This is a genomic window from Stappia sediminis, assembly GCF_009826895.1.
GTDB classification, from domain to species: domain Bacteria; phylum Pseudomonadota; class Alphaproteobacteria; order Rhizobiales; family Stappiaceae; genus Hongsoonwoonella; species Hongsoonwoonella sediminis.
This window is the reverse complement of record NZ_WUMV01000010.1, coordinates 62,046-82,561: the sequence shown is the minus strand read 5'-3', so window position 1 is coordinate 82,561 and position 20,516 is coordinate 62,046. Positions and strand designations below refer to the sequence as shown.

Sequence of the window (20,516 nt, the reverse complement as noted above, 5' to 3'; positions counted from 1 at the left end):
GGGCGGGAACACCCGGCGGCAGGCCGATCTGAGTCGGACGGCATTCTTCGGCCGTCTCGAACGAGCCTGTTCTAGCAGGGAGGGATGAGTGTCCGGTTAACCGCAGGGAAGGTCGGCGGGGAGCGATCTCAGAAGAATCGCTCCCGCACGTAGATCGTGTCTCCGGGGCGAATCGGGTCGGTGATCGGAACGCGCCCGGAGATGATCTCGCCGTTGATCTGGCGGGTAATGTCCACGGTGCCCTGTTCGCCGCGAGCGGAGAAGCCGCCGGCGGTCGCCACCGCGTTCTGCACGGTCATGCCGGCGACATAAGGGTACTGGCCGGAATTCGAGACCTCGCCCATGACGAAGATCGGCCGGTAGTTCTCGACTTCGACAGAGACGTCCGGATCGCGCAAGTACCCGCTGCGCAAGCGTTTTTCGATGTCGTTCGCCAGTTCCTTCACGGTCATCCCGCGTGCGGGAACATCGCCGATGAGGGGCATTGCGATATAGCCCGCCTGATCGACCGTGTAGGTGTTCGAAAGGTCTTCCTGGCCGAAAACGATGATGCGCAAGCCGTCGCTGGAATCGAGGCGGTAGGGCTGGGTCAGGACCTCATGGAAGGCCGTCGGCGGTTGGCGATAACCGCTGCACGCGACAAGCGCGAGCGCCAGTCCGGCTATGAGAATGAGACGGGCAACCATGATCGACTCCTGAACGAACGCGCCCAGTATTTTTACGAGCATGGTTAACGTGCGGTGAATGAATTCAATTCAAATCAATCACGGTCATTTGGAAACGACTCTCGCATCAATGCCTTAAACTTCGTATCGCAAGGGCATTTTGCATTCGCCATTAACCCTCCGCTTACCATAACCGGCAATCATGGGCGTGGACAGGTTATCGGAGTTTCCGGAATGAACCAGCCGCATTCACCCATGGCGGACGAAAGGGTGGAACTCGATCTTCCGGCCCTTCTCGGCGCGCTTCGACGCTCGGTGAAGTGGCTCGCGCCGCTGACGATCGGCTGCGCGGCGCTCACTTTCGTGGGGCTGCAGCTCGCGCCATCCTACTACCGGGCGGACTCGAAAATCCTGATCGAGGGCTCGGAAGCGGTCTATCCGGGAGAAAACCGGGGCGTGGAGGAGGAGCGGGCGCTTCTGGACGAAGAGGGCGTGGCAAGCCAGGTCCAGCTTCTGACATCGCGCGACCTTTCGCGCCGGGTCGCAAAGCGGCTCGATCTTGCGGCGATCCCGGAGTTCGAGGCCGAAAGTGGCGGGCTTGTTTCCGGCGTTCTTTCCATGCTCGGGATCAAACGCGATTCCGGCTTCGTTTCGCCCGAGGAACGCGTGCTCGAGGTCTATTACGACAACCTCAAGGTCTACCGGGTGGAAGGATCGCGCGTTATCGCGGTGGAATTCTCCGCGCAAGCGCCGGAACTTGCTGCGAACGTGTCCAACTCGATCGTGGAAGAGTACCTCGATCTGCAAGCTGCGGCCAAGCGCCAGTCGACGGAATTCGCGGCGGCGGCGCTCGAGCCGCAGATCAAGCGGCTCAGAGAGGACGTGACGGCCGCGCAGAAGCGTGTCGAGACCTACCGCGCCAACAACGACCTCCTGCTCGGCGCCGACAACCAGACGCTGAGCCAGCAGCAGCTCGGCGAACTCAGCACGCAGCTTTCCGAAGCACGTGCGGCGCGCACGGAAGCGGAAGCCAAGGCACGGCTGATCCGCGAGCTTTTGAACTCCGGCGGCTCTCTGGAGACGGCAAGCGATGTACTGAACTCGCAGCTGATCCAGCGGCTGCGCGAGCGCCAGGTCGCGCTTCAGTCGCAAATCGCCGAGCTTTCAACGACACTTCTGCCGAACCACCCCCGGATCCGTGCGCTCAATTCCCAGCTTGCCGATTTCGACCGCCAGATCCGCGGTGAAGCCCGCAAGATCATGATCGGGCTTGAAAACGACGCCAAGATAGCGGCTGGCCGGGTCGCCTCTCTCTCCGAGGAACTGGAGCAACTGAAGGGGAAGGCCGTAGAGTCCGCGGAAAATCAGGCCAAACTTCGAGAGCTTGAGCGCGAAGCGGCAACGAAATCGGCCCAGCTCGAGCAGATGATGCAACGCTTCCGCGAGGCCGACACGCGCCGCAACGCAGAATTCCTGGCAGCCGACGCGCGTGTCATTTCCCGCGCTTCCGTACCGCTGGAACCTTACTGGCCGAAGGTGCTGCCGACGACCATCCTCGTGGCGCTGGCGGCTTTCATCCTTGGAACGGCATGGGTGATCATGCGCGAGTTCCTCTCGGGTGGGGCGCTGAACCGCGTTTCCTACGGCGGGCCGGAGTTCAGCGAAGCCGGGCGGGATCCGCGCCGCGGAACCGACGACAGGCCCGCCATCGCCTCTCAGCCCGAAACGCAGAGCGAGCAGGGTGCGATTGGCGCGGAACATCCCGCCGGCACGATGGAAAATGCGGATCTGCCACTCGAACCCAAAAAGGCGATCGCCCACAATGTGACCGTCGCGCCGGCGCTGCACACGAATGCGCCGACGGCCGCGATCGCTCAAGAGGAAAGGAACGAAAACCACCGGCGCGTCGCGGTCTTGAGCGTGGACAGCGACGAGGTGGCGCAGGCCGTTACGTTCCGCCTCGCCAGGCAGGCGGCGGAAGAAGGCAAGCTTCCGCTGTTCCTAGAGGTGCGACCGGACATGGACGATCCGCAGGCCGTGCCGGGTTTTGCGGAGCTGCTTGACGGCAGCGCGTCCTTTGCCGGGGTGATCTACCGTGATCCCTCGTCGCGTGCGCATGTGATCGAGGCCGGACAGCGCGCGATAGACGACGAACTGACCATGAACGGGCGCTTCGATCTCGTTCTGGAAGCGATCGACCACACCTACGACCAGGTGTTCTTCGATCTTGGCCTCATCGACGACAGCCTCATCAGCGCGCAGATACTGTCGCTTGCCGATATGGTGGTGGTCGCGACCGGCGGCTCACCGGCAGGACCGGAGCTGGAGGCGGCCCTCACCATGCTGGAAGAGCACACGGGCGCGCCCGTGACGGTGGAAAGCGCCGATCCGAAAGCGGCTTCGGGCAAAGGGCGGTCTTCGGATATGGCGGCGTAGCCTGCGGTTTACGACATTTGTGCGCGCAACGCGCGTGCCCGGCGCACCAGCGACCAGGCCCGAGGGTTGTCGCGGATCACTCGTTTGAGCGCGGTTTTGGCCCGTGTGGACGCTGAATAGAGCCTGCCGCGAATGGACAGCGGAATGACGATGTCCGAAAGCGATTCTGCTTGAGCCCAGGCGGTCTTGTAGCGCTCCGCGCCGAGGCCGAAATCAAACCGCTCAAGGCCTGCTTCGCACATTTCCCGAACGAGCGCCTTCAACAGGACGTCGCCGGGGCTGAATTTCAAAAAATCATCCTCGGCGATGCTGTTGGCGTAGGCATAGAAGCAATTGCCGCGCATGCCGCCGAGATAGGTCGCGCGCACCTTGCCTTCTGCCTCCAGCGCATGAATGGTGAAGCGCTTCGAACCGTCCGCGATCGAGGCAAGCAGCAAGGAGCGGAGGAAATCCCGCGCCGCATAACCGGCAAAAGCGTTCGGAATGCCGCTCGACGCTGCACGCGCGCTACGCTGGGCGATCATGCAATCGAGGAAACGCAAGGCGGTATCCTCATCCCGCGCAAGGGAAATGCGAAAGCCGTTCATCTCACCAAGCTTGCGTTCCTTGGCATTCAGCTTCTTCCTTGCCGATGAACTGCGATGCTTGCGGTAAAGCGCTTCGAAATCTGCTTCCAGGGCCATCGCGAAAATCGGGGTAAAGCTCTGAGGTTGAGCCTTTGCCGAAATCGGGTTCGGCCTGCCGTCTATCGAGTGCGCCATATCCCGCAGGTCGAGGCAATCGGCCCCAAGTTTCGCAGCTTCTTCTTTCATCGCACCAAGCAGGAGGCTCCCGGTGCGCGTATCCATTGCATCGGGTCGCCAGAGCCCCGTGTTCTGGTTGCCGAAGCCGTAACCGAGCGGGCGCGCGATGCGCATGCCGTAATGGCCTTCAAGACCGAGCGCAAAGCCGGCGACGGGGCCGCCTGCGTCTGCAATCACGACGAAAAGCGGCGTAACGCACTTCTTTTCGCCGATGTTCGCCTGAAAGGACGAAAGCCAGTCGAACGTGTTGTAGAGGCAGCCAACGGAAACGGATTCCAGCAGGCGCCACGCATTTTCCGCTTCTTCAACAGTGCGAAAGCAATGAACGCCGGGCGCCAGTGGCGCGCGTTCTGCATCGCATGAAACGGAAACCGCGGATGACGGCATTGCTGCGGAACGATCCCTTTTCAATCCTTCGATGATCGTTTCTAGCAAGGAACTCTAAAGAAACCGTGCGTAAGATACCGGAATATAACGATGAAAATTTGGGTCTGTAGGGTCTCAGGATTTGGAGCGCGGTATGAGCGAAAATCGTTCAGCTTCAGGAGCAGGACCGACGGAAGGGCCGATCCCTTTCAAGGTTCTGCAACGCCAAGATGGGCGATTTTCGCCATATCCCTTCGGGACGCGTCGAATTCCGGCTCTGAATACGTCAAAAATGCTCGGCGGTGGTCGACACCGCCTTGCGCTTTTCTCCTTTTCAGATCCCAAATTCGTTTCGCGCAGAGCCTGTCCTCGGGCTTGCCAAAGGCAAGACCCGGGGGCCCGAAACCTGATACCCCACAGACCCTAGGACGTTATGTTGGATTTTCGCCGGAAATTGCTGGCCGGAGGCTGCCGCTTCCTTGCGCTGTCCGGCGCGGGGCGGCTGATGGCGCCCTGGACGCAAGGCAACGGGCTGATCTTCACGCTCCATAATGTCCTGCCCGACAGCGAGGCCCACGCCTTCCGCCCGAATGCGCATCTGGACGTCACGCCCGATTTTCTGGACAGCACCATTCGACAGGTAAAACAGGCGGGCCTTGAGTTCGTCACGCTCGATGAAGCCTTGCGCCGCACCAGGGACGAAGAGCGCGAGCGAAGGTTCGCCGTGCTGACATTCGACGACGGCTACCGCAATAACCTCGTGCACGCCTACCCGGTGCTGAAACGTCACTGTGTGCCCTTCACGATTTTCGTCGCGACCGGATTCGTCGACCGGACTTCGGAAATCTGGTGGGTGGCGCTGGAGCGCATCCTGGAGAAGGCCGATTATCTGGACATGCCAATCGGCGCGCGCATGGTGCGCCTGCCGACGCGGACGACGGCGGAAAAATGCTCAGCCTACGGGCGTGCGGCGTTGTGGCTTGCCCACGACATGAGCGAAGCGGCACAGCGCCTTGAAATCCGCCGTATGGCACGGGCCTACGGCATCGACATGGAGGCGCTGGCGGAGGAACTGATCCTCGACTGGGGCGAACTGGCAGAGCTTGCCGGGGACCCTCTGGCAGAGATCGGCGCGCATACGCACGATCATCTTGCGCTTGCCAGGCTCGCCGAAGACGAGATGCGCGATAACATTCAGCTTGGCCTTGACCGGCTGAAGGCTGAACTCGACCTTGAACCGCGCCATTTCGCCTACCCATATGGATACGAGGCGGCTGTCGACCGAAGGAGCGCCGAGACGATCGGAAGATTCGGATTCGATTGCGCGCTGACCACACGCCCCGGGATGATGAGGAAAGGCCTTCAGGAATTCGCCTTGCCGCGCGTTTCGCTCAACGGTCATTTCCAGAGCGCGGCGATCGTCTCGCAATATATCACCGGGGCGCCGTTTCCTCTCTACAACGCGTGGAGGACGGCTCGCGAGCGCCTGACGCCGGGCGGCGAAGGAATGGCCTCCGCAACGCGCGGAACCTATTGACGCTCAGACCTTCGGTCGGCGCTCCATCCACCAGATGATTGCGCCCGCCGGGATCACCCAGACAAGGCCGGCTATCGCGAAATAGGTGAAGCGCGCCAGCGTGGAAGACTGCTGGAGCGTCAGGTCTCCGATCACCATTGCGATCAGCGCGTAAGTCGTCACGAAGACCACGAGGACGATCATGCCGATGAATTTGCGCAGGCGAGGGGGCAGCATCGATTTCGGTTCCGTTGCAAAGTGCAGTGTAGTCGTTTCGCGTACGATCCAGTGCCGCTGACGCGAATTGCCGCAGCCGTTTCGGGCCGTGAGCTCTTGTAATGGCGATCACTGGCCTATAACGGGGTTCAGGTCGCGGACTCATAAATAAGACTGGAATGGCGCTACAAACGGCAAAGAGATGCGAGGAGAAGCGCGCGGGGTGGGTCGGCCACCCGGTCAAGCGCTTCGACAGAGCAGATCGAAGCCGTTTTCGCGTCCTTTCAGGATATGGCGGATTTGCCCGGCAACTTCGTTGCAAACCTTTGAAAACCAGACGGTTTCCTGCAGGTTTGCGCCTCGTATCCGAACAAATCCGCGCATACCATTACAATCTTATTTATGAGTCCGTGACCTAGTGCAAGCCAACCCGCAGCCGAAAACGAATATGACCGCGCCCGCCATCGACACCGAGACAGTATCCACATCCTCGCGCTCCGATATGCGCAACCGGACCGCGATCAGGCTCTGGCTTTATGGCGTGTGCCTTCTCATTCTGGCGATGGTGGTCGTGGGCGGAGCAACGCGGCTAACCGAATCCGGACTTTCCATCACCGAATGGAAGCCGATCCATGGCGTGATTCCGCCGATCGGCGAAGCGGAGTGGCAGGAGGAATTCGCCAAGTACCGCCAGATCCCCGAATACCAGCAGATAAACAAGGGGATGAGCCTTGACGAGTTCAAGTTCATCTTCTGGTGGGAATGGGCGCACCGCTTGTTGGGGCGTTTTATCGGCGTCGCGTTTTTCGTGCCGATGGTGTGGTTCTGGGCGAGGGGGCAGGTCGAGCCGTGGCTGAAGCCGAGGCTTGTGGCCGGTTTCATGCTCGGCGGGCTGCAGGGGGCCGTCGGCTGGTGGATGGTGGCCTCGGGCCTCGTCGAGCGCACCGACGTCAGCCAATACAGGCTTGCGACGCATCTGACGCTTGCGATCGTCATCTTCGCCTACCTTTTCTGGATCGCGCGAAGGCTGGCGCCGGAAAACCGCCCGGCAGAGGCGATAGAAGCGACGCGCAGGCATGCCGTCGGAGCGCGCGCGATCCTCGCGCTTGTGGTCTTCCAGATATTCCTGGGCGGGCTCGTCGCCGGCCTGAACGCCGGGCTTACCTTCAACACGTGGCCGCTGATGGATGGGCGGATCATCCCGAGCGGTCTGCTTGCCATGGAGCCTGCGTGGCTCAACGCGTTCGAGAACGTGATGACGGTGCAGTTCCAGCACCGGATGGTGGCCTACCTGGTGACTGCTGCCGTGCTCTGGCAGGGTTTGCGTGTTTTCGCCGACAGCGATGCGAAGGCATTGCGCATGCCGGTTGCGATCATGGTGGCTGCGGTCGTCTTGCAGGTGCTTTTCGGCATCGCCACGCTTTTGAAGCACGTCCCGCTCGACTATGCGCTCATGCACCAGGCGATGGCGGTGATTTTGCTGGCGATTGCGGTCAACCTGACGGTTCTGACCGGGAAGTCGCGAGCCTGAATATGAAAAGGCCGGGCGAAGGTGCCGCCCGGCCTTGAATTCGGCTCAGGACAAATTTTTTCAGACCGCCGAGAGCGCCTGTTCCAGGTCGGCGATGATATCCTCCACATCCTCAAGTCCGACGGAAAGACGCACGACATCCGGCCCGGCGCCGGCGGCCGTCTTCTGTTCGTCCGTCAACTGGCGGTGCGTGGTGGAGGCGGGATGGATGATGAGCGAGCGCGTGTCGCCGATATTGGCGAGATGGGAATGCAGCTCGACATTGGAGACGAGCGCGACGCCCGCGTCATAACCGCCCTTGACGCCGAAAGTCAGCACCGCGCCGCCACCCTTGGGCATGTATTTCTGCTGCAGCGAATGATAGGGATCGCCCTTGAGGCCGGCGTAGGATACCCATTCGACCTTGTCATGGCCGGAAAGGAATTCAGCCACCTTGCGAGCGCTATCGGAATGACGCTGCATCCTGAGCGGCAGGGTTTCGATGCCCGTGAGGATCAGGAACGAATTCATGGGCGAGATCGCGGGCCCGAGATCGCGCAGGCCAAGAACGCGGCAAGCAATCGCGAATGCGAAATTGCCGAAGGTCTCATGCAGGACCATGCCCGAATATTCCGGCCGGGGCTCCGACAGCATGGGATAGTTGCCCGAAGCCGACCAGTCGAACGTGCCGCCGTCGACGATGACGCCGCCCATGGAGTTGCCGTGGCCGCCCATGAACTTCGTCAGCGAATGCACGACGATATCCGCGCCATGCTCTATCGGCCGGCAGAGGTAGGGGGAAGCGAGCGTATTGTCGACGACGAGCGGGATGCCCCTATCTCTTGCGATTGCCGCAATTGCCTCGATATCGGTGACCACGCCGCCTGGATTGGCGAGGCTTTCGATAAAGATAGCGCGGGTGTTTTCATCGATCTTGTCGGCGAAACTTTGAGGATCGGTCGCCTCGGTCCATTTCACTTCCCAGCCGAAGCTCTTGAAGGAATGGTTCATCTGGTTGATCGAGCCGCCGTAAAGCTTGTTGCCCGCGACGATATTGTCGCCCGGGCGCAGCATCGCGTGGAAAACGAGAAGCTGTGCCGCATGCCCCGAAGCAACCGCGAGGGCCGCCGTGCCGCCCTCAAGCGCGGCAACGCGTTCTTCCAGCGCAGCCGTCGTCGGGTTGGTGATGCGCGTATAGATGTTGCCGAAAGCCTGAAGCCCGAAGAGGGAGGCGGCATGATCGACGTCGTCGAAGACGAATGCTGTCGTCTGGTAGATCGGCGTGACGCGGGCGCCCGTCGACGGATCGGGCTGCGCGCCGGCATGGATGGCGAGCGTCGAAAAGCCTGGAATACGGTCGGTCATGCGCTGTCCCCCTTATCTGGTGGCTGAAATTCTTAGTTCTCGTAGCGGAAATAATGCCGTCCGTCAGCCCTTCGTACCTGCACGCGGGTTGACGCCCGGAAGCCCGCGATGCTGGAAGCCGGCCTTGAGCGCCGGGCGCTTTGAGGAAAGCACTCGGGAGTTCACGCCCGTCCAGCCGATTTCGCCGGATAAACGGCCGTATTCGATCTTCGGGCAGCGGTTCATCACGACCTTCACGCCTTCGGCTTCCGCGCGCGCCGCCGCCTCATCGTTGCGGATCGTAAGCTGCATCCAGACGACCTTCGGCTTCGGGTCGAGCTTCAACGCCTCGTCGACGATCGCGCCTGCCGCTTCGGAGCCGCGGAAGATGTCGACCATGTCGATCGGTTTCGGAACGTCGGCGAGCGAGGCGTAGACCGTCTGTCCGAGGATTTCCTTGCCCGCCTGGCCCGGATTGATCGGAATGACGTCATAGCCCTTCGCGAGCAGGTATTTCAGCACGAAATAGGAGGGGCGCACGGTATTGGCGCTGGCACCTACCATGGCGATGGTCTTCACCTCGTCGAGGATGCCGCGAATATAAGCGTCTGTATAACTGTCGTGGTTCATTCGCCCGTCCATTCCGGCTTGCGCTTCTGCAGGAAAGCGTTGATGCCTTCTTCCGCATCGCGGGCAAGCATGTTCTCCACCATCACGTTCGCGCAATAGTCGTACGCATCGGACAATGACATTTCCGCCTGGTTGTAGAAGGCTTCCTTGCCGATCTTCACCGTCAGCGGCGACTTGGAGGCGATCGTCTCGGCGTATTTCTTCACCACCGGCTCCAGATAGTCCTTCGGCACGATGCGGTTGATCAGGCCGAATTCCTTTGCGGTGGAGGCGTCGATCGTCTCGCCGGTCAAAAGCATCTCCATCGCCTGCTTGCGCGAGACGTTGCGCGACAAAGCGACCATCGGCGTGGAGCAGAAAAGCCCGATGTTGACGCCCGGCGTGCAGAAAGTGGCGGTGTCCGTCGCAATCGCGAGGTCGCAGGAGGCGACGAGCTGGGCCCCGGCCGCAGTCGCAAGCCCCTCCACCACGGCGACAACCGGCTTCGGCAGGCGCACGACGGTTTGCATGAGCGTCGAACAGCGGCCCATCATTTCCGCGTAATAGGCGCGGCCACGGTCGTCATGCGCACGCGCCGCCGTCATCTCCTTCAGGTCATGGCCGGCGCAAAAGACGTTGCCAGTCGAGCGGATCACAACGACCTTGACTTCAGGATTGGCCGCAGCCTCCTCCAGAGATGCCTGAAGGCCCGCCAGCATTTCCTCCGAAAGCGAGTTCTTGCGTTCGGGCCGCTGCATGGCGAGCGTCAGGATGCCGTTTTCCAGGCTTTCGCCAACGGGCGGCGAGGGGGCGTTTGCGGGTGCCTGCACTCCTTTGTGAGGGGCTGTCATGGCGTTTCTCCGTGAAAGTTCTCTTTGTCCCCTTATAGAGGAGGTGCGGGCCGTTTCGATAGCCGCCAAAAAGCCGACTTGCAGTGTGCGAATTCCGACCTTAGGCAAAGGTATGACGAATTGCGGAGGAGGGCGTCCATGCAGCCGGTCATGACGATCGACGAAATTTCCGAATTCCTGGACCGGGAGTTCCCGCAAATCCACGACCGGGGCCGGGTCTATTCCTTCACGTCGATCGAACCGGGCAGGGCGAGCCTGAAGTTTTCGGCAAACGAGCGCCACCTGCGCCCCGGCGGAACGGTATCGGGCCCCACGCTTATGGAAATGGCCGACCTTGCCGCCTATGTGGTGATCCTGGGCCATATCGGGCCGGTGGCCCTCGCCGTGACGACGAACCTCAACATCAACTTCCTGAGGAAGCCGGAGCCCGGCGCCCTTGTTGCCGAATGCTCGCTCCTAAAGCTCGGCAAGCGCCTCGCGATTACCGAATGCGGCATCAGGAGCGAGGCGGGCCCGGACCTTGTCGCTCATGCGACCGCGACCTATTCCATCCCGCCGAGGTGAGGTAGTTTGGCCTCTATTGATTGCTATAAGTGTCAATTGAGATTAATCGTAAAAATTTTATATTAAACGAGAATTTTTGATATTGAGAAGTTGTTGGAGAATCGACAATGAGCGCTGGTGAAATTATTTGCGAAGCTTTCAATTTAAGAAAGGTAATTTCATTTTTTTACGCTGGATCCAGGCCTTCAATGAGGATTGTTGAGCCGCATTTACTTGGTTGGGATCAGGCGGGCGATGATCTTACATTGAGCGCTTGGCAATTGTCAGGTGGCAGTGGCGCTGGATGGCGCGACTTTCATGTCTCACGTATGGGCCCCATAAATGAAACCGGTGACGTATTTCTTGGATCGCGGCCCGGTTTCAATCCGAGCGACACGACAATGAGCAGAATACTCTGTCGTGTTTAAGCGTTCGGGAGCATGTCGCGAGCGTATTTTATGTGGTAATATATTACCAAATTTCTAAGGTATTGAAATTATTATAGAAATCATCGAGTGATCTGAAAAAATGCGCTTGACGCAGCGCGCGGTCCACCGTATTACCCCTGCCTTGAGAGGACGGGGCGACCCGTGTGCGCCCGTCAAGGCGCCGCCTCAACCGGTTTCACCAACTGAACCTATGGATCAAACCCCATGAAGACCTACTCCGCCAAGCCGGCCGAGGTCGAGAAAAAGTGGATCTTGATCGACGCCGAGGGCGTTGTGGTCGGCCGTCTGGCCGCCTTCATCGCCAACACTCTGCGCGGCAAGACCAAGGCGACCTATACCCCGCACGTCGATTGCGGCGACAACGTCATCGTGATCAACGCCGACAAGGTGGTGCTCACCGGCCGCAAGTACAACAACAAGAAGTACTACTGGCACACCGGGTACCCGGGCGGCATCAAGGAGCGCACTGCGCGTGCGATCCTGGAAGGCAAATTCCCCGAGCGCGTTCTGGAAAAGGCCGTTGAGCGCATGATCCCGCGCGGGCCGCTCGGCCGCCGCCAGCTCAAGAACCTTCGGGTCTACTCGGGCGCCGAACATCCGCACGAAGCCCAGTCGCCGGAAGTCGTCGACTTCAAGGCGAAGAGCGTGAAGAACTGGAAGGCATACTGATCATGGCTGAGCTGCAGTCCCTTGAAGAACTCGGCAATGCCGTCGGCACCAGCGAGCCGGAAGCCCCGGTTCACGTTCAAAAGCTCGACGGGCAGGGCCGCGCCTACGCCACCGGAAAGCGCAAGGACGCGATCGCCCGCGTCTGGCTGAAGCCCGGCACCGGCAAGATCCTCGTCAACAAGAAGGACTTCACGTCCTACTTCGCGCGCCCCGTGCTGCAGATGATCCTGCAGCAGCCGATCTACGTCGTCGCCCGCGACGGCCAGTACGACATCGTCGCCACCGTTTCGGGCGGCGGCCTGTCCGGCCAGGCGGGCGCGCTGCGCCACGGCATCGCCAAGGCGCTGACCCACTACGAGCCGGACCTTCGCGGCCCGCTCAAGAAGGGCGGCTTCCTGACACGCGACAGCCGTACGGTGGAGCGTAAGAAGTACGGCAAGCGCAAGGCGCGCCGGAGCTTCCAGTTCTCCAAGCGTTGATCATACGCTTCGGGAAATACGAGAATTCAAAGGGCTGCGGATTTCGCAGCCCTTTTTTGTTGGCCGGTAAACCTTGGATTACGCAAAAGGTATCGGTTATCTTTTCCGACATCGATGCCTGCACGTATTCTCCGTTTCAGGGGATTTTTCCGTCAATTTTTTCGCCCCCGGCCCGAACACGCCCGTTTGCCTGAATTTTTCCGTGACCTAGTATTGAATTTTGTAAAGGCGCGGGCCGCGGAAGAACCCGCCAGAACAGGGAACGCGAAGCTACGGGATGGATATTGTCGGCTTTACGCTGTCCGCGCTCACGCTCATTCTGCTCACCATCGCCTTCGCCACGCCCGTCGCCGAATGGCTGAGGCTGCCGCAGCCGGTGATGATCGGCGGACTGGGGTTCGCCGCCGGCCTCGCCTCGTGGTGGAGCGGGATCGACATCGGCGGTCAGTTCCTCGATAGCTACGACATCTGGTTCGTCACCTCGCTTTCACTGGACGGGCAGACGCTGCTTCTCGTCTTCCTTCCGCCGCTGCTCTACGAAATGGCGCTCGGCGTCAACGTTCGCCGCCTTTATGAAGACTGGTTCGTCGTTATCGTCATGGCGGTTATCGCGGTGCTTCTGGCGACCGCTTTCGTGGGTGCATCGCTCTGGATCGTCTCGCCGCTCGGCCTCATCGCCTGCATGCTTCTGGGGGCGACCATTTCCACCACGGATCCGGGCGCCGTCATCACCACCTTTCGGGAAATCGGCGCGCCAAGGCGCCTGCTCGTGATCCTGGAGGGCGAAAGCCTTTTGAACGATGCCGCCGCGATCGCGATATTCGGCACGCTGGCCACCCTTGCGCAAATGAAGGTGGAGGCCGATGCGGGAACCGTGCTTGCGGGGTTCGTTTACGATTTCGCGGCAGGGGCGGGGATCGGCATCGCGCTCGGCTGGATCGGCACCCGGCTCTATCCGGTCCTTCGCGGTTCGGCGGCGGCGGAAGCAACCGCGACCGTCGCCCTGGCTTACGGAAGTTATCTTGTGACGGAGACGGTCGTCGGGGCGTCCGGTGTCGTCGCGGTGGTCTTTGCCGGGTTGACGACGACCTCCGCGGGCATCATCCGCATGGGGCCGGGAAACTGGAGCACCACGCTTGCGATCTGGAACCAGATCGGCTTTTGGGCAAGTTCTCTCATCCTGCTGTTTGCCGCCGCCCTTGCGCCGTCGCTTTTGTTGCGGCTCAGCTGGTCGGACGTGCTGATGGTGATCGTGGTTTATATAGCCGCGCTCGGAGCAAGGGCCGTGGTGCTGTTCGGCCTTCTGCCGGTTCTTTCCGCAATGGGGCTGGGAACGCCGGTAACGCGCCCTCAGAAAATCCTGATCCTTTGGGGCGGGGTACGCGGCGCGGTTACACTGGTGCTTGCCTTGACGCTTGCCGATATCGGCTCAATCGCGGAAGACGAACGACGTGTTATCGCCGCGCTCGCCGCCTGTTACGTGCTCGTCACGCTTCTGGTCAATGCCGCGAGCCTGCGCATGGTGGCAAGCCGGCTCGGGCTCGACCGCCTTTCTCAGGGCGACCTCGCACTTCGCGAGAAGATCATCGCCGGAACGGTGGCGGACGTTCGCGACTACGTTTCCAGGCTGGCGGCGGACAGGCGGGTCGAGCCCGACGCCATCGAGGAAATGCGGGCCATCTACGAGAAACTGGTCGAAGAAGCTGCCGAACAGTCGCAGTCCGCCGTCATTCCCTTCGGCGAGCGGCTTCGGTTGGGACTTGCGATTCTCGCCAACCAGGAGCTTCGCCTCGTTCAGCTCGCTTTCGAGGAGGAGGCGATCGGGTCTCGCGTGATAAGGCCCTTGCAATCGAACGGTGAAAAACTGGCCGATATTGCCCGAATCGAAGGACGCGAGGGCTATGAACGCGCTGCCCTTGCCGTCTTCACCTCGCAGTACAGGTTCCGGGTCGCGGTCGCGCTGCAACGGTATTTCCGCATCGACCGCCCCTTGCGCGGGATGCTGGCGATCAATCTGACCATCCTGCTCGAGACCGAAAATATTCTGCGCGAACTCTCCCGCTTCGTCGCCTCGGCGTTGCCTGAAATGATCGGCGACGATGCCGCCGCCAATCTGGAAGCGCTCGTCGTCAAGCGGCTCGACCACATCCGCGATCAGGTCGCCACCATCGCCCGGCAGTATCCGAACTACACCGAAGAGATCGAGCGCATCCTGCTTTTGCGCGCGGCCACGCGCCGCGAGGCGACGCAATACCGCCAATTGTACGAGGACGGGATCGTCGGTGCGGAACTCTACCGCGAACTTGCGAAGGAACTTGCCGGCCGCAGGCGAAAACTGGGAGCCCTGCCATCGCTGGATCTCGGATTGTCACCGGGCAAGCTGATCGATCAGGTCACTCTTTTCGCTTCACTTTCTCCCAAGCAGCGTAAGAGCATCTCACGCTGGCTGAAGAGTCAGTTCGCGGTCCCGGGCGAAGCAATCGTAAGGTACGGCGAGCGAGGCAATGCGATGTATTTCATTGCTTCGGGCGTTCTGGAGGTTCGCGGCCTCGCACAACCTGTTCAACTGTCGAACGGTGACTTTTTCGGCGAACTCGCCCTTCTGGCGCCGACCCGGCGCAGACAGACCGAAATCGTCGCGAAGAGCTACTGCCGCCTGCTGACGTTGAGCCGGCGCGACTTCCAGCGCCTCACGGTGAAGGATCCGACGATCCTCAAGGCGATTGTCGATGCGGGAGAGCGCCAGCTCGGCGAAGGCTTCGGCAAGGCGTTGCCGGAGGAGATGGACTGGGCCGGAAAGCCGCAGGCATCGAGCGCCGAAGGGGAGGCGCCGGCCGGTCCGCGCGCACCAGGGAAGCCGCCGGGTGAAGCGGGTCAGGCCTCGGAAGGGTAGTGAATCAGGCGGCGGCCTTCCTCGAACGCATCCATGGACAGCCTCCACTCCGCGTTGGGCCAGTGGTAGGCGATCGCTCGTTTCCTGGGGTAAAGAGCGGCCGTGTAGAGCGTTCCGAAGCCGCGCCAGAAGGCAAGCGAATAAAGCGGCGGGCGCATGAAATGCGAAATGAAGCGATCCTCGCTTTCTTCATGCAGGACCAGCCGCGAGAGCAGGAAACGTTCACGTTCGACCGTTGCCGTCTCCCTTGCATGGGCCACCCATTCGACATCTTCCTGATGGTTCGTCGCAACCGCCGCATTGCTCACGACCGCCTTGCGGTCCGGCGCCATGTAGACGGTCACGCGCCTGCGGCGGGCGTCGAGGGCGGTCACGTTGTACGACATATGGGTCGGGATCGAGGAAAGCGCGCGGCCCGCTTCCTCGGCGGTCTCGCAGGTTTCCAGAACGTAGCGCAGGATGATCGGTACGCCGAAGCCCGTTCCCACGACGCGGCGCCCGCCGAACGTGAGCGAAACGCCCAGACCCGCCTCGTTCACGCCATCCACGAGCCCGATCAGACAATCGCTCGTACCCATGACATTGTGCCGGCCCCAGGCCGTCTTTATGACCACGCCGTCGAACGCTTGCGGGCTGTAGTCGTAGTTGCGCACGAGAAGAGGTTCGGCGCCGGGCCATACCGCCTGCGAGCAGCCGCTCAGATACGCAGGAGGGCAATAGAGGCTCAGGAACCGGGCCGCGAGATCTCCGCCGCCCGCAAGGTCCACGAGCCGTTCCCACGTCGGCACGAGTTCCGGCATGGAGCTCTTAATGGCGCTCCGGCATTCGAGATAGGTTGGCCGGGCGTCCGCGCCCTCGCTCAGATACCAGTCGCGATAGGCCGGCCACAATTCGTCGAAGAGGTGCTTCCACCTCTCTCCGCCGGTATCCGAAATGGCTGAAAACGGAAACTGCATCCGCCGGTTATGATCCTGGACCTGATTTCGTCAACCCTTCGAATGGTTCAGAGTATCTTGAACTGATGCCCCGCGAGCTCCGCCGGGGCAGGTTCCGCGATTGCCGAAAGCGGCTTCGACTTGTAGTGCCTGCGCAGGCCTTCGATCCATTTCATCGACCTGTCGCGAAGCTGGAACTTGTCGTCCATCGCCCGGCCCCTGGTTACGATGATGCCCAGATCCGCGCCTTCGTACTGATAATCGCCCGGCCGCAGGATGCGAAGGAAGAAAGCCTCGTTCTCGCTCTCCACCGCTCTGCGATGGTAGTCGAAGCGGTCGTATTCGACCGAGCCGTCCTCCAGCATCCGCCAGATGCCGGTCTCCGGCGCCTCGGTTATGAGGTCGATTGAATCGGCGGTGTGCTTGACGACCATCTGGCACCAGGAATCGATATTGTCCTTGTCGGCCCAGCGATTGTTCAACTCCTCGATGTCGATATCGAAGGGCACTCCCGAAAACTCAAGCAGGTGGAAAAGAAACAGCGGCGCATCCGCATGGGCGAAAGCGGCGTGATTTGTCATGGAGCTCGCGCCGGTTATCCGCGGGTTCAACTCGCCGAGGTAGATATCCTTGGTCTTGGTGTCGATGAGGAAATCGAGCTCGAAATACCCGCGATAGCCTTCCTTGAGCAGCTGTTCGCCGAACTTGAACGTGTATTCGCGAGCCTGCTGCCTGACCTTGGGGGCGAAGGCCGTTGAGAAGATTTCGTTCCCGCACCAGCCGCCCCGATAGGGCGTCAGTTCCTTGAAGCCGACAAGTTCGGTCATCAGCGGCCCGACGATGGTTCCCTCCTTCGTCGCGCAGGCTTCGATCGCCGAGCCCCGGCAGTTGATCCGCTTCATGATCTTGATTTCGCCCTGGCCAACGATCTCGTGCTCGTATTTCCGGAAATCGGCCTCGGAATTGATGAAGAAGGTCGTATGTCCTGAATCGCCGAACGCCGACTGCAGCACGAGATCGCGTCCGATGCCCGCACCGTCGGAAACCTCGCAGAGCTGTTCGTAGCTTTCCACCTCGGCAAGCGTGTTGGGCACGCTCGGAACGCCGGCCTTGTTGCCGATCCTGACGGTCTCGATCTTGTTGTCGACGCGATTGCGCAACGACGCTTTGGGAAACCAGACTTCAGCCCCGATCTCCTTTGCTAGCTTCTCGGTCTTCTCGTCGAACATGAGGAAGACGAGCTTCGGCTTGCCGCCGCGATCCGAGATGAAGTCCACCACCTCCTTGTGCTGCAGGAGATAGTTGTTGATGTCCTCTATGGACGTGAACTCGGCGTGGGGAGCCTCGGAAGGGCAGAAGACATTCGGGTGGCCGCCGTCATAACAATCTATGTAATTGATATATTTGAAATTCTTTACCCACTCATCAATCCCGAGAAGATTGAAGTTTGTCGCGCTCACGAAATAGACCGGATCCTCGTTGCGATGAAAGAAGCGCCGGATCTCCGACATGTTCTTAAGTTTCTTCCTGCTCGCCATGACAAGGTCCTCCTCTTTCGCAGCTTAAATTCGGGTTTGTTCGTTCAACGGTCTTTTTCGAGCTCCTTCAGCGCCGCCTCGGAAAATACCCTGAGGCCCAGGTCCGGCCGGTAGCCGTGGATCTCCTTCACATCCAGCGCCCGCATGAAATGCAGGATTTCCTTGGATATGACCTGGCCTGGAACAAGGATCGGAAATCCGGGCGGATAGGGGATGATGAAAGACGTCGAGACAAGCTCGCGCCCGGCGTCCATCGCCTTTTCCATCGACCCGTCCTCGATCGGGAAATAGTCGCATTTGCCCTCGTCGTAGGCGAGGAAATACGCCTTTCGAAGATCGCCCTCCGGCGTATCGCTGCCATCTGCCGAGCGAAATGCGTCGTGAAAACGAGAGAAATCGGGCAGGGGAGGCAGGTCTTCCGTCAGGTTCTTCACGCGTCTTTCGAAGGCGCGGCGTTCCATCGGGCTTGAGTCTTCGCGTTCGCTTTCGAGGTCTTGCGCGATTTCCACCAGTACCTCGATCAAATAGGCGACCGAGGATCGCGTGGTCCCGATATTCGTCATGAAGAGGACGGTATTGCGCGAGGTCTTGTTGATCTGGATGCCGAATTTGTCCATCAGCACGGAATTCTTGAAGGTGTCGCCATCAAGACCCGCGGCCCCGACAGCGATCGTGACGCGGGTTGCGTCGAGAGTGAATTCGTCCTGCGCCCAGGCATCCCAGATGTCGTTCCAGCCATGTTCAGGGTCCCAGTAGGACTGGATGCCGGATTCCCGGTAGACCTCGGGGATCATGTCGCCGACCCGCAAGACGCGGAAATACTTGCTGAGAAGCGGATGGGAGGTGATCGCCTTGCGCATCGCCATGGCCGCTTCCACCTGCTTTTGCACCATCTCGAAGCCTTCCAGTTCGACCTGGCGGCGCCCGACGTCGAGAGAAGCGATGATCTGGTAGTTCGGCGATGTCGAGGTGTGGGTCATATAGGCCTCATGGAAGGCCTGCTCCACCTGTCCCCTGAAGTCCTGATCATGCACGTGGATCATCGATCCCTGACGCAATGATGTCAGGGTTTTGTGGGTCGATTGAGTTGCATAGGCGCGTACCCGCACCTGGTCGGGATCAGGCATGAGACGGGTGGTGAGAAGTGCCGCGTCATCCAGGCCTTCGATCTTCTTCTTGTGCTTCATCCAGGCCTTTCGATACTCCGGCGACCTGTAGCGTTCGCGAAGGATCGCGGCGGTGTGCATCGCCGTGCGCTGCCGGTAGGTCGGCCCGAAGCGCGCAAAAGCAAACCATGCCTCGTCCCAGAGGAACACCAGATCCGGCTTGATCGCCAGACATTCCTCCATCACCCGCTCGACGTTGTAGACGATGCCGTCGAACGTGCAATTTGTCAGGAGCAGCATCCGCACCCGGTCCAGCTTTCCCGCGCTCTTGAGTTCCAGCAGCCGATGCTTGATTTCCTTGAGCGGAACGGCTCCGTACATGGAGAATTCCGACAGCGGGTAGCTGTCGAGATAAACGACATTCGCCCCGCCAAGCACCATTCCGTAGTGATGGGACTTGTGACAGTCGCGATCGACGAGAACGATATCGCCGGGCTGAACGATGGCCTGGACGACGATCTTGTTGCATGTCGACGTGCCGTTGGTTGCAAAGAAGGTGTGTTTCGAGCCGAAGGCGCGGGCCGCCGCCTCCTGTGCTTCCTTGATCGGTCCGTGCGGGTCGAGCAGGCTGTCGAGGCCGCCCGACGTCGCCGAGGTTTCGGCAAGGAAAATGTTCATCCCGTAGAAGTCACCCATGTCGCGGATCCAGTTCGACCGGATGATCGACTTGCCCCGCGAGATGGGCATGGCATGGAAAACGCCGGTAGGTTGCCGCGAATATTCCTTGAGCGCGGTGAAGAAGGGCGTTTTATAGCGCGCGTTGACACCTCTGAGTATGTTGAGGTGCAACTCCATGTAGTCTTCCTGATTGTAGAAAACGCGCAGGCAGCCGCCGAGATCCCGCCCGGCGATCTCCTCGACCGACCGGTCCGTGATCAGGAAGGTATCGAGTTCTGGGCGAACCTTCCGGATAACGCGGCAAAGCTCCGGCCCGTAATCCTCCTCCGGAATATCGTCGAGGACTTCGTCGCTCACGCGGTTGAGGTAGCGCTGCAGGATCTTGAGATTGTTATGAGATTCAAAGCGGAAGTCATACCGGATAACCACTGACTGGATATTGTGGTTGAACAGGACGGCGATCAACGCATCCTCGAAGCTTGGAACCGTAACCGCTTCGTAGATGAATTTATCGTCCGCACGGCGCATGTCGCGAAGCGCCAGCCTTTGAGCCTCTTCTTGCGCTGTCGTGAGATTGTCGACGAAGAGGACCTCGAAATACGGCCTGGCATGCGCGCGCTCTTCTACAGGGTCGATAACCTCCTTTTCCGGATCGTGTTCGTCTTCATGCGCGACATCTATGAAGTGCCGGCGATACGAACCGGAAACGAGTGCCCTGACGATTCTGGAAACCAGATGTGCAAAGGCCGGATAGTCCTCACGCGAAAGAAGCTTGCGCAACTGAAAGAGCCCAATGCGACCTGGAAAGGCCCAATAGGCTTCTATCGGCTCAAGCGCTTCCAGCAGCGCCTCGGCTTTCTCGACAAGAACGGATTGCGCCTTGCCGGCGGGGGTAGCAGACACGCGGCTA

General features: G+C 60.5%; 16 protein-coding genes. 7 read left to right on the top strand and 9 right to left on the bottom strand.

Features of this window, described 5'->3' with window-relative positions; translation table 11 throughout:
* Positions 1–128: 128 nt before the first annotated feature.
* Positions 129–686, bottom strand: coding sequence for a polysaccharide biosynthesis/export family protein (locus tag GR183_RS20525; RefSeq protein WP_160777556.1), 558 nt, complete (start codon positions 684–686; stop codon positions 129–131).
* A gap of 213 nt (positions 687–899) precedes the next feature.
* Here GR183_RS20525 and GR183_RS20520 point away from each other — a divergent pair, with 213 nt between their 5' ends.
* Complete coding sequence (locus GR183_RS20520) at positions 900–3,101, top strand: GumC family protein (protein WP_160777555.1); 2,202 nt, start codon at positions 900–902, stop codon at positions 3,099–3,101.
* Between the two features lie 8 nt (positions 3,102–3,109).
* On the opposite strand, the gene GR183_RS20515 is transcribed toward GR183_RS20520, so the two are convergent.
* On the bottom strand, positions 3,110–4,291 hold the full coding sequence (locus GR183_RS20515) for a GNAT family N-acetyltransferase (protein ID WP_160777554.1): 1,182 nt from the start codon (positions 4,289–4,291) through the stop codon (positions 3,110–3,112).
* 415 nt (positions 4,292–4,706) lie between these two features.
* On the opposite strand from GR183_RS20515, the gene GR183_RS20510 reads away from it, so the two are divergent.
* Positions 4,707–5,807: a polysaccharide deacetylase family protein gene (locus GR183_RS20510; protein WP_160777553.1), complete on the top strand. Its 1,101-nt coding sequence runs from the start codon at positions 4,707–4,709 to the stop codon at positions 5,805–5,807.
* Between the two features lie 3 nt (positions 5,808–5,810).
* On the opposite strand, the gene GR183_RS20505 is transcribed toward GR183_RS20510, so the two are convergent.
* Positions 5,811–6,023 carry a DUF2842 domain-containing protein gene (locus GR183_RS20505; RefSeq protein WP_244313839.1) on the bottom strand — a complete coding sequence of 71 codons (213 nt, stop codon included), beginning with the start codon at positions 6,021–6,023 and terminating at the stop codon, positions 5,811–5,813.
* Between the two features lie 427 nt (positions 6,024–6,450).
* Here GR183_RS20505 and GR183_RS20500 point away from each other — a divergent pair, with 427 nt between their 5' ends.
* On the top strand, positions 6,451–7,533 hold the full coding sequence (locus tag GR183_RS20500) for a COX15/CtaA family protein (RefSeq protein ID WP_160777552.1): 1,083 nt from the start codon (positions 6,451–6,453) through the stop codon (positions 7,531–7,533).
* A gap of 60 nt (positions 7,534–7,593) precedes the next feature.
* Here the strand turns inward: GR183_RS20500 and GR183_RS20495 are convergent, their stop codons facing one another.
* The 3 genes from GR183_RS20495 to GR183_RS20485 all read right to left on the bottom strand — a co-directional run bounded on the left by GR183_RS20495 (position 7,594) and on the right by GR183_RS20485 (position 10,316).
* Positions 7,594–8,877 carry an O-acetylhomoserine aminocarboxypropyltransferase gene (locus tag GR183_RS20495; RefSeq protein ID WP_160777551.1) on the bottom strand — a complete coding sequence of 428 codons (1,284 nt, stop codon included), beginning with the start codon at positions 8,875–8,877 and terminating at the stop codon, positions 7,594–7,596.
* Between the two features lie 63 nt (positions 8,878–8,940).
* Complete coding sequence (locus GR183_RS20490; RefSeq protein WP_160777550.1) at positions 8,941–9,486, bottom strand: CoA-binding protein; 546 nt, start codon at positions 9,484–9,486, stop codon at positions 8,941–8,943.
* A complete protein-coding gene (locus GR183_RS20485; RefSeq protein WP_160777549.1) occupies positions 9,483–10,316 on the bottom strand; it encodes an enoyl-CoA hydratase in 834 nt (277 codons plus the stop codon). Before GR183_RS20485 ends, GR183_RS20490 begins: the two co-directional genes overlap by 4 nt.
* Before the next feature lie 138 nt (positions 10,317–10,454).
* Here GR183_RS20485 and GR183_RS20480 point away from each other — a divergent pair, with 138 nt between their 5' ends.
* The 4 genes from GR183_RS20480 to GR183_RS20465 all read left to right on the top strand — a co-directional run bounded on the left by GR183_RS20480 (position 10,455) and on the right by GR183_RS20465 (position 15,349).
* On the top strand, positions 10,455–10,880 hold the full coding sequence (locus GR183_RS20480) for a PaaI family thioesterase (RefSeq protein WP_160777548.1): 426 nt from the start codon (positions 10,455–10,457) through the stop codon (positions 10,878–10,880).
* A 632-nt stretch (positions 10,881–11,512) separates the two neighbouring features.
* Entirely contained in the window at positions 11,513–11,977 is a 465-nt protein-coding gene (rplM, locus tag GR183_RS20475) for a 50S ribosomal protein L13 (protein WP_160777547.1), read from the top strand.
* Positions 11,978–11,979: 2 nt separating this feature from the next.
* The gene (gene rpsI, locus GR183_RS20470; protein ID WP_160777546.1) at positions 11,980–12,456 is read left to right on the top strand and encodes a 30S ribosomal protein S9; all 477 of its coding nucleotides are present in this window, start codon (positions 11,980–11,982) and stop codon (positions 12,454–12,456) included.
* Between the two features lie 277 nt (positions 12,457–12,733).
* Positions 12,734–15,349, top strand: coding sequence for a cation:proton antiporter (locus GR183_RS20465; RefSeq protein WP_160777545.1), 2,616 nt, complete (start codon positions 12,734–12,736; stop codon positions 15,347–15,349).
* On the opposite strand, the gene GR183_RS20460 is transcribed toward GR183_RS20465, so the two are convergent.
* From GR183_RS20460 to GR183_RS20450, 3 genes are read right to left on the bottom strand one after another with little or no spacing between them, the layout of a single operon-like run.
* The gene (locus GR183_RS20460) at positions 15,331–16,305 is read right to left on the bottom strand and encodes a C45 family autoproteolytic acyltransferase/hydrolase (protein ID WP_160777544.1); all 975 of its coding nucleotides are present in this window, start codon (positions 16,303–16,305) and stop codon (positions 15,331–15,333) included. The genes GR183_RS20465 and GR183_RS20460 overlap by 19 nt on opposite strands.
* 47 nt (positions 16,306–16,352) lie before the next feature.
* On the bottom strand, positions 16,353–17,822 hold the full coding sequence (locus tag GR183_RS20455) for a biotin carboxylase (protein WP_160777543.1): 1,470 nt from the start codon (positions 17,820–17,822) through the stop codon (positions 16,353–16,355).
* 44 nt (positions 17,823–17,866) lie between these two features.
* Positions 17,867–20,509 (bottom strand): aminotransferase class I/II-fold pyridoxal phosphate-dependent enzyme, encoded by a 2,643-nt coding sequence (locus GR183_RS20450; protein ID WP_312846868.1) that lies wholly within the window; start codon positions 20,507–20,509, stop codon positions 17,867–17,869.
* Positions 20,510–20,516: the final 7 nt, after the last annotated feature.

Excerpts from the sequence above, each read along its gene's own strand:
- GR183_RS20525 (WP_160777556.1), bottom strand. The coding sequence starts at position 686 with ATGGTTGCCCGTCTCATTCTCATAGCCGGACTGGCGCTCGCGCTTGTC.
- GR183_RS20495 (WP_160777551.1), bottom strand. The coding sequence starts at position 8,877 with ATGACCGACCGTATTCCAGGCTTTTCGACGCTCGCCATCCATGCCGGC.
- GR183_RS20515 (WP_160777554.1), bottom strand. The coding sequence starts at position 4,291 with ATGCCGTCATCCGCGGTTTCCGTTTCATGCGATGCAGAACGCGCGCCA.
- GR183_RS20490 (WP_160777550.1), bottom strand. The coding sequence starts at position 9,486 with ATGAACCACGACAGTTATACAGACGCTTATATTCGCGGCATCCTCGAC.
- GR183_RS20500 (WP_160777552.1), top strand. The coding sequence starts at position 6,451 with ATGACCGCGCCCGCCATCGACACCGAGACAGTATCCACATCCTCGCGC.
- GR183_RS20505 (WP_244313839.1), bottom strand. The coding sequence starts at position 6,023 with ATGCTGCCCCCTCGCCTGCGCAAATTCATCGGCATGATCGTCCTCGTG.
- GR183_RS20455 (WP_160777543.1), bottom strand. The coding sequence starts at position 17,822 with ATGGCGAGCAGGAAGAAACTTAAGAACATGTCGGAGATCCGGCGCTTC.
- rplM (WP_160777547.1), top strand. The coding sequence starts at position 11,513 with ATGAAGACCTACTCCGCCAAGCCGGCCGAGGTCGAGAAAAAGTGGATC.
- rpsI (WP_160777546.1), top strand. The coding sequence starts at position 11,980 with ATGGCTGAGCTGCAGTCCCTTGAAGAACTCGGCAATGCCGTCGGCACC.
- GR183_RS20520 (WP_160777555.1), top strand. The coding sequence starts at position 900 with ATGAACCAGCCGCATTCACCCATGGCGGACGAAAGGGTGGAACTCGAT.
- GR183_RS20465 (WP_160777545.1), top strand. The coding sequence starts at position 12,734 with ATGGATATTGTCGGCTTTACGCTGTCCGCGCTCACGCTCATTCTGCTC.
- GR183_RS20480 (WP_160777548.1), top strand. The coding sequence starts at position 10,455 with ATGCAGCCGGTCATGACGATCGACGAAATTTCCGAATTCCTGGACCGG.
- GR183_RS20460 (WP_160777544.1), bottom strand. The coding sequence starts at position 16,305 with ATGCAGTTTCCGTTTTCAGCCATTTCGGATACCGGCGGAGAGAGGTGG.
- GR183_RS20485 (WP_160777549.1), bottom strand. The coding sequence starts at position 10,316 with ATGACAGCCCCTCACAAAGGAGTGCAGGCACCCGCAAACGCCCCCTCG.